This window comes from Micromonospora sp. AMSO12t, from assembly GCF_008806585.1.
GTDB lineage: Bacteria > Actinomycetota > Actinomycetes > Mycobacteriales > Micromonosporaceae > Micromonospora > Micromonospora reichwaldensis.
Genome location: NZ_WAAS01000319.1, coordinates 1 through 6,744, shown reverse-complemented (window position 1 = coordinate 6,744; position 6,744 = coordinate 1). Strand labels below are relative to the sequence as shown.

7 protein-coding genes and 2 pseudogenes are annotated in these 6,744 nt (G+C 74.9%); 4 read left to right on the top strand and 5 right to left on the bottom strand.

What is annotated here, in order from left to right; all coding sequences use genetic code 11:
- The 4 genes and pseudogenes from F6X68_RS29150 to mraZ all read right to left on the bottom strand — a co-directional run.
- Positions 1–296 (bottom strand): annotated as a pseudogene (locus tag F6X68_RS29150) (penicillin-binding protein 2); the annotation flags it as partial.
- A gap of 5 nt (positions 297–301) precedes the next feature.
- Complete coding sequence (locus F6X68_RS29145; protein ID WP_151457256.1) at positions 302–907, bottom strand: septum formation initiator family protein; 606 nt, start codon at positions 905–907, stop codon at positions 302–304.
- Positions 897–2,010, bottom strand: a pseudogene (rsmH, locus tag F6X68_RS29140) (16S rRNA (cytosine(1402)-N(4))-methyltransferase RsmH). Before rsmH ends, F6X68_RS29145 begins: the two are co-directional and overlap by 11 nt.
- A 205-nt stretch (positions 2,011–2,215) precedes the next feature.
- On the bottom strand, positions 2,216–2,647 hold the full coding sequence (gene mraZ / locus F6X68_RS29135; protein ID WP_151457255.1) for a division/cell wall cluster transcriptional repressor MraZ: 432 nt from the start codon (positions 2,645–2,647) through the stop codon (positions 2,216–2,218).
- A gap of 355 nt (positions 2,648–3,002) precedes the next feature.
- Between mraZ and F6X68_RS29130 the strand changes: the two genes are divergently transcribed.
- The 4 genes from F6X68_RS29130 to F6X68_RS29115 are packed head-to-tail and all read left to right on the top strand — an operon-like array spanning position 3,003 to position 6,498.
- The gene (locus F6X68_RS29130; protein WP_151457258.1) at positions 3,003–4,250 is read left to right on the top strand and encodes a MurT ligase domain-containing protein; all 1,248 of its coding nucleotides are present in this window, start codon (positions 3,003–3,005) and stop codon (positions 4,248–4,250) included.
- Positions 4,240–4,962, top strand: coding sequence for a type 1 glutamine amidotransferase (locus F6X68_RS29125; RefSeq protein WP_151457254.1), 723 nt, complete (start codon positions 4,240–4,242; stop codon positions 4,960–4,962). Before F6X68_RS29130 ends, F6X68_RS29125 begins: the two co-directional genes overlap by 11 nt.
- A complete protein-coding gene (locus F6X68_RS29120; RefSeq protein WP_151457253.1) occupies positions 4,959–5,642 on the top strand; it encodes a TVP38/TMEM64 family protein in 684 nt (227 codons plus the stop codon). The genes F6X68_RS29125 and F6X68_RS29120 overlap by 4 nt, the downstream gene beginning before the upstream one ends.
- A 7-nt stretch (positions 5,643–5,649) precedes the next feature.
- On the top strand, positions 5,650–6,498 hold the full coding sequence (locus tag F6X68_RS29115) for a phosphotransferase (protein WP_225852493.1): 849 nt from the start codon (positions 5,650–5,652) through the stop codon (positions 6,496–6,498).
- A gap of 28 nt (positions 6,499–6,526) precedes the next feature.
- Here the strand turns inward: F6X68_RS29115 and F6X68_RS29110 are convergent.
- On the bottom strand, positions 6,527–6,744 hold a 218-nt coding region (locus tag F6X68_RS29110), incomplete at its 5' end, for a response regulator transcription factor (RefSeq protein ID WP_151457252.1).

Below are 6,744 nucleotides of genomic sequence, written 5' to 3'. Positions count from 1 at the left end.
CGCCCTCCAGGTCCTCGACGGCGGGCGCGCCGGTGCCGGCCGTCGAGGACCTGGAGGGCGGGGCGGAACGGGTCGCCGGAGCGCGTGCTGCGTGGCGTCCGGCGCTGCTCGGCGCGACCGCCGGCGCGCTGCTCGCGCACGGTGCGCCCGCGCGGGGTGTACGCCCGGGCGTCGGAGATGCCACCGACCCCCGGCTCACCGGAGCGCGGCTCGCCGCCCCGGCCCCCGCCGTTGCGCGACGAACCGCGCCGGGAGCCTGTGGCGTCCCGGCGCGGTTCCTCCGATCTCGGCGGCACGGTCGTCAGCCTCCCGCGCCCTGCTGGCTGGTGATCGAGGGCTTACCCCCGGCGGGCTGCGGCACGCCGATGACCTTGCCGTCGGGCAGCCGGATGTAGGCCGGCTCGCCCGCCTCCACCAGACCGAGCTGGCGGGCCCGGGCCTCCAGGTTGCCCGGAGCCTCGGCGTCGGCGATCTCCTTGTTGAGCTGCTGCTGCTCCACGTCGAGCTTGGCCTGCTGCTCCTGGAGCTTCTCCAGCCGGAAGGCGTTCTCGTTGATCTTCGTGTTGACCGCCAGGATGCCGAGCACCCCGCCGACCACCAGCACCAGCACCAGGGCGGCGAAGGGTGCCCGCGGCACCTTCACCGGCGGCGGCGGCGCCACCCGCAGCCGGGGCGGACGGGCCGTGCCGGCGCTGTCCCGCTCGGCCGGCCGCAGCGCGGCGCTGCCCTGGGTCGGGAACTCGCGCGCCCCCCGGGCGCGAGTCTCCCCCTGCCGGTTCGCGCGGTCCGCCCGCGGCGCGCCGGTCCCGATGCGCGTGGCCCGCTCCGCCGCGGTCCGGCCCCCCGACCGCGGTGCGCGCTGCCCGCCGCCGGCGATGTCCCGACGGTCGCGCTTGTCAATAGTCATGTCCCTCCCCCTCTTCGTCCGTCCCTGTCCCGTCCCCCGGGGTCCGTCGGATCCGTGCCGGATCCGGGAGACCCCGCCCCTGGTTGGTGCATCGCCTTGACCCGCCGGCGGTACCGTTCGCGGTCGGTGCCGCCCTGCTGTGCCGCGTCCGGGTCGAGTCGCTCCGCGGCCCGCAGCCGCACTGACGCGGCCCGCGGGTTCGCGGCGACCTCCGCCTCCCCGGGAAGTTCGGCGCCCCGGCTGAGGAGCCGGAACGTCGGACCGGACCCGGGCAGTTCGACCGGGAGGTCGACCGGGCCCTTGCTGCGGACCCGGTCGCTGAGCGCCGCCTTGGTGAGCCGGTCCTCCAGCGAGTGGTAGGACAGGACCACCATGCGGCCGCCCACGTTGAGCTTGTCGAGCGCGGCTGGCAGCGCCGTCTCCAGCGCTGCCAGTTCCTTGTTTACCTCGATCCGTAAAGCCTGAAACGTTCTCTTGGCCGGGTGTCCCCCGGTTCGTCGGGCGGGTGCCGGAATGGACTCCCTGACCAGTTCGGCCAGCCGCGCCGACGAGGTGATCCGGGCCCGCTCCCGCTCGCGGATGATCGCCGAGGCGATCCGGCCCGCGAACTTCTCCTCGCCGTAGACCCGCAGCACGCGGGCCAGGTCCGGATGGGCGTACGTGTTGACCACCTCCTCGGCGGTCACCCCCCGGGTCTGGTCCATCCGCATGTCCAGCGGGGCGTCCTGCGCGTAGGCGAACCCGCGGTCGGGTGCGTCGAGTTGCAGGGAGGAGACGCCCAGGTCGAACAGGATGCCGTCGATCGCCGGGTAGCCCAGCCGACCGAGCACCTCCGGCAGCTCGTCGTAGACGGCGTGCTCCAGGTGGACGCGGTCGGCGAAGCGGGCCAGCCGGACGCGTGCGTGAGCGAGCGCCTCGGTGTCCCGGTCCAGCCCGATCAGCACCGTCTCCGGATGCGCCTCGAGCACCGCCTCGGCGTGCCCGGCCAGGCCCAGCGTCGCGTCGACGTGGACCGTCCGTCCGCCCCGGCCCAGCGCGGGGGCCAGCAACTCGAGACACCGCTCGAGCAGCACCGGCACGTGCGTGCCGCGTAGCTCCCCCATGTCGACCCCCACTGGTGTGAAACCTTCGTCCTTCACGCGTCTGTCGTCGGACGACGCCGTGCCGTCGTACCGCCAGATCCCCATCCGCTCTCGCCCGTCGGAGGCCGCGGCCCTCCGATCGGATCGTGCGCCTGGCACCGGGGAAGGGGTGCCAGGAACTCGAAAGCGGGTGGAGATCTCGCAGTACGTCGGGCGCCGTCACGCCCTACAGACCGCCGGGCAGCACCCCCTCCTCGATGTCGGCGAAGTCGTCTTCGCTCTCCGCGAGGTAGGTCTCCCAGGCAGCCTTGTCCCAGATCTCCACCCGGGTGCTCGCGCCGATCACGACCAGATCCCGGTCGAGGGCGGCGTAGTTCCGCAGGTGGGCCGGGATCGTCACCCGGCCCTGCTTGTCGGGAACCTCGTCGTGCGCGCTGGCGAAGAAGACCCGGCTGTAGGCTCGGGCCGCCTTGTTCGTCATCGGTTGCGCGCGCAACTGCTCCGCGATCCGCTGGAACTCGGGCATCGGGAAGGCGTAGAGGCAGCGATCCTGCCCTTTGGTTATCACGACACCCCCCGCCAGCTCGTCCCGGAACTTCGCCGGGAGGATCAACCGGCCTTTGTCGTCCAGGCGCGGGGTGTGGGTGCCGAGAAACATCGGCCCAACCCCCTCGCCCTTGAGCGGCGTTCGCGGCGCCGCTGACCCCCCGGGCCGGTGGGCCCTCCCGGCCTCACCACTGCGCCCCACTCTACTCCACTTCCCTCCACCCGCAACCAGAATCGCCCGCGTGGCGCGGCCTTTCGGCGCGCAAAACCGCACGTCAACGGGGGTGGAGCGGAGTGGAGGGCCGCGGGGTGCCCCGGGCCGGTCCGCTTTCCGACATAGATCGACTCCGTCCGGCTGAGCGCGTCCCGACCACCCCGCCGGACCACCCCGGCCGAACGGTTCGCCGTCGGCGGCGATCTGGCGGGGTCGCCGGTCCGGTAACCTCGCTCGGGTGACGGACGCGAAGATGCCCCTGCGGGCAAAGGTGGCAAGCTCGGTGTCGCGGACCGCCGCGGCGCTGTCGCGGGCCGCGGGGCGCGGTGACGGCTCGGTGATCGGCGGCTGGATCGGCCTGAAGATCGACCCGGACCTGCTGGCCCACCTGTCGGCCGGGCGCGCCATCGCCCTGATCTCCGGCACCAACGGCAAGACCACCACCACCCGGCTCACCGCGGCGGCGGTCGGGGTGCTCGGCCGCGTCGCCACCAACTCGTTCGGCGCCAACATGCCGACGGGGCACACCTCGGCGCTCGCCAAGGCCGGCAGCACGCCCTACGCGGTGCTGGAGGTGGACGAGCACTACCTCGCCCAGGTGCTGGACGCCACCGAGCCGCACGTGGTGGCGCTGCTCAACCTCTCCCGCGACCAGCTCGACCGGGCCAAGGAGGTCGCCATGATGGCGCAGCTCTGGCGCGCCGCGCTGGTCCGGCACACCAACGTCCGCGTCGTCGCCAACGCCGACGACCCGATGGTGGTCTGGGCCGCGACCCCGCCGCCCAACCACGACCACCGCATCGCCCCGCCGCAGGTCACCTGGTTCAGCGCCGGGCAACGCTGGCACGACGACTCCTGGGTCTGTCCCGAGTGCGGCTCCACCATCCAGCGCTCCGGCGACCAGTGGTGGTGCAGCGGCTGCCCGCTGCGCCGGCCCGAGCCGCAGTGGACGGTGGAGGACGACGGCGTGCTCGACCCGACCGGCGCCTGGCACAAGGTCAAGCTCCAGCTCCCGGGCAAGGTCAACGTCGGCAACGCCGCGACCGCGCTGGCCGTCGCCGCCGAGTTCGGCGTCCGGCCCGTGGACGCGGTGCTCCAGCTCGGCAGCGTCACCTCCGTCGCGGGCCGCTACGCCCAGGTCGACCGGGACGGGCGCAACATCCGGCTGCTGCTGGCGAAGAACCCGGCCAGCTGGCTGGAGGCCTTCGACATGGCCGACGTCGCGCCGACGCTGCTCTCCATCAACGCCCGGGACCCCGACGGGCTGGACACCTCCTGGCTCTTCGACGTCGACTTCGCCCCGCTACGGGGCCGGCAGGTGCTGATCACCGGGGACCGCGCGTACGACCTCGCGGTCCGGCTCGAGGTCAACGACGTGCCCTTCCAGCATGTGCGGACGTTCGACGACGCCGTCCGGTCGGTGCCCCCGGGGCGCCTGGAGGTCATCGCGAACTACACCGCGTTCCAGGACATCCGAGCGGAGTTGGACCGTGTCAACTGAGAGCCTGCGCATCGTCTGGATCTACCCCGACCTGCTCTCCACCTACGGCGACCGTGGCAACGCCCTGATCCTCGCCCGCCGGGCGCGGCAGCGCGGCTTCCCGGTCGAGGTGCTGGAGGTGCGTTCCGACCAGCGTCTCCCCTCCACCGCCGACATCTACCTCATCGGCGGCGGCGAGGACGGCCCGCAGGCGCTCGGCGCGCAGCGGCTGCTCGCCGACGGCGGCCTGCACCGGGCGGTCGCCCAGGGCTCGGTCGTGTTCGGGGTCTGCGCCGGCTACCAGCTCCTCGGCACCTCCTTCTTCGCCAAGGGCACCCTCTGCGCCGGGCTGGAGCTGCTCGACCTCTCCTCCGACCGGGGGCCGACCCGCGCCGTCGGCGAGCTGGCCGGCGACATCGACCCGCGGCTGGGCGTGCCGGCGCTGACCGGGTTCGAGAACCACGGCGGGCGCACCCACCTCGGCCCGGGGGTCTCCCCGCTGGCCCGGGTCACCGCCGGGGTCGGCAACGACGGCGCCACCGAGGGGGCGTGGCGGGGCAAGCTGCTCGGCACGTATTCGCACGGCCCGGCCCTCGCTCGCAACCCCGCCCTGGCGGACCTGCTGCTGCGCTGGGCCACCGGCGCGCACCAGCTCCCGCCGCTCGACGACACCTGGTCGGACCGGCTGCGCGCCGAGCGCCGCACCGCGGTGGCCGCCGCCGCCCGGGCATGATCCTGGCCGTCCGGCGGCTGCTGCGGCAGCCGTCGGCCGTCCGGTTCGCCCTGCTGTTGCTCCTGCTCGCCTCCTTCGGGGCGGTGCTGCTCGTCGTCGACCTGCCCGAGGCGCGGGAACTGCCCGGGCTGGCCGACCGGCTGGGCGGCCTCGCCCCCGTGGCGGCGGTCCTCGGCGGGGCGCTGCTGCTGGTCGCGCTGGTCCCCCGGACCTTCATCACGCTCGCCTCGGGCGCGATCTTCGGTGCGCTGGAGGGCGCCGCGTACGCGCTGGGCGCCGCCCTGCTCGCGGCGGCGCTGGGCTTCACGGTCGGCCGCCTGCTCGGGCGGGACTTCGTCGCCGAGCGGGTACGCGGCAAGCTGGCCCGGTTGGACGGCTGGTTCGCCCGCCAGAGCGTCCTCGGCGTGGTCACCGTACGGCTGCTGCCGATCGCCGGCTTCGGGCTGGTCAGCTACGGCTACGGCACCACCGGCGCCCGGGTGCTGCCGTTCCTCGCCGGCAGCGTGATCGCCTCCGCGCCCACCGCGTTCGGCTACGCGGCGGTGGGCGCGACGGTCACCTCCCCGGGCGACGTCAACTGGTTCGGCGTCGCGCCGGCCGCGCTCGGCCTGATCGCCAGCGTCGTGCTGATCCACCGCTGGTGGCGCGCCGAGCGGCAGCGCCGGCTCGGGCCGAGCTGAGGCCGGCGTGCGCGGCGGATCGCCCGGAGCGGGCGGGGCCACGGGGCCGGAACACGAGGGGCGGCAGCCGGCCGGCGCCACCGGTCGCGTCGACCCGACCGCCGCGGAGGAGCGGCTGCGGGGCGGTTTCATCGCCGAGGTGGTCCGGGTCGGCGACACCGTCCGGCGTACGCCGCCGGAGAACGCCGAGTTCGTCGCCGCGCTGCTGCGACACCTGGAGCGGGTGGGCGCGGACGTCGCGCCCCGCCACCTCGGCACGGACGAGCGGGGTCGGCAGGTGCTCAGCCACGTCGACGGCCGGGTGCCGTGGCGGGACAGGGAGGATCCGGCGTACTTCGCCGACCCGGCGCTGACCCGGCTGGCCGTGCTGCTCCGGCGGCTGCACGACGCCTGCGCGGGCAGCCCGCTGGCCGCCGACGCCGAGACGGTCTGCCACCGCGACCTCTCCCCCAAGAACACGGTGTACCGGGACGCTCCCGCCGGCCCGCTGCCCGTGGCGCTGATCGACTGGGACCTGGCCGCGCCCGGCCGGCGGGTCGAGGACGTCGCCTTCGCCGCCTGGCACTGGGCGGCGGTGGGGCCGGCAGCCGACCCGGTGGAGCTGGGCCGGCGCGCCCGGCTGCTCTGCGACTCCTACGAGGCGGCCGGCCCGGGGTCGCCCGCGCTGCCCCGCGCCGAACTGGTCGACGTGATGCTCGCCCAGATCGACGGGACCTGGCGCGGGATCGCGGCCGGCGCGGAGCGGGGCGATCCGGCCATGTGCCGGCTCCGCGACGCGGGGGTCGCCGACACGGTGCGCCGCTGGTACGACTGGCTGGGCGAGCACCGCCCGGTGGTCGCGGCCGCGCTGCGCTGAGCGCCCCGAGCGCGCCCGGTCGCGCGCCTCATCCCGCCGGGGAGACCAGCCCGGCCTCGTAGGCGGCGATGACGAGGTGCACCCGGTCGCGGGCGCCCAGCTTGCTGAACAGCCGGGCCACGTGCGCCTTGGCGGTGGCCGCGCTGATCACCAGCTCGGCGGCGATCTCGCCGTTGGACAGGCCCCGGCCGACGAGCGTCAGCACCTCGCGCTCCCGCTCGGTGACGCCGTCGAGGGCCCGGGTCG

Bases quoted from the DNA above. Each gene is read 5' to 3' on its own strand.
- F6X68_RS29145 (WP_151457256.1), bottom strand. From the start codon at position 907: ATGACTATTGACAAGCGCGACCGTCGGGACATCGCCGGCGGCGGGCAG.
- mraZ (WP_151457255.1), bottom strand. From the start codon at position 2,647: ATGTTTCTCGGCACCCACACCCCGCGCCTGGACGACAAAGGCCGGTTG.
- F6X68_RS29130 (WP_151457258.1), top strand. From the start codon at position 3,003: ATGCCCCTGCGGGCAAAGGTGGCAAGCTCGGTGTCGCGGACCGCCGCG.
- F6X68_RS29120 (WP_151457253.1), top strand. From the start codon at position 4,959: ATGATCCTGGCCGTCCGGCGGCTGCTGCGGCAGCCGTCGGCCGTCCGG.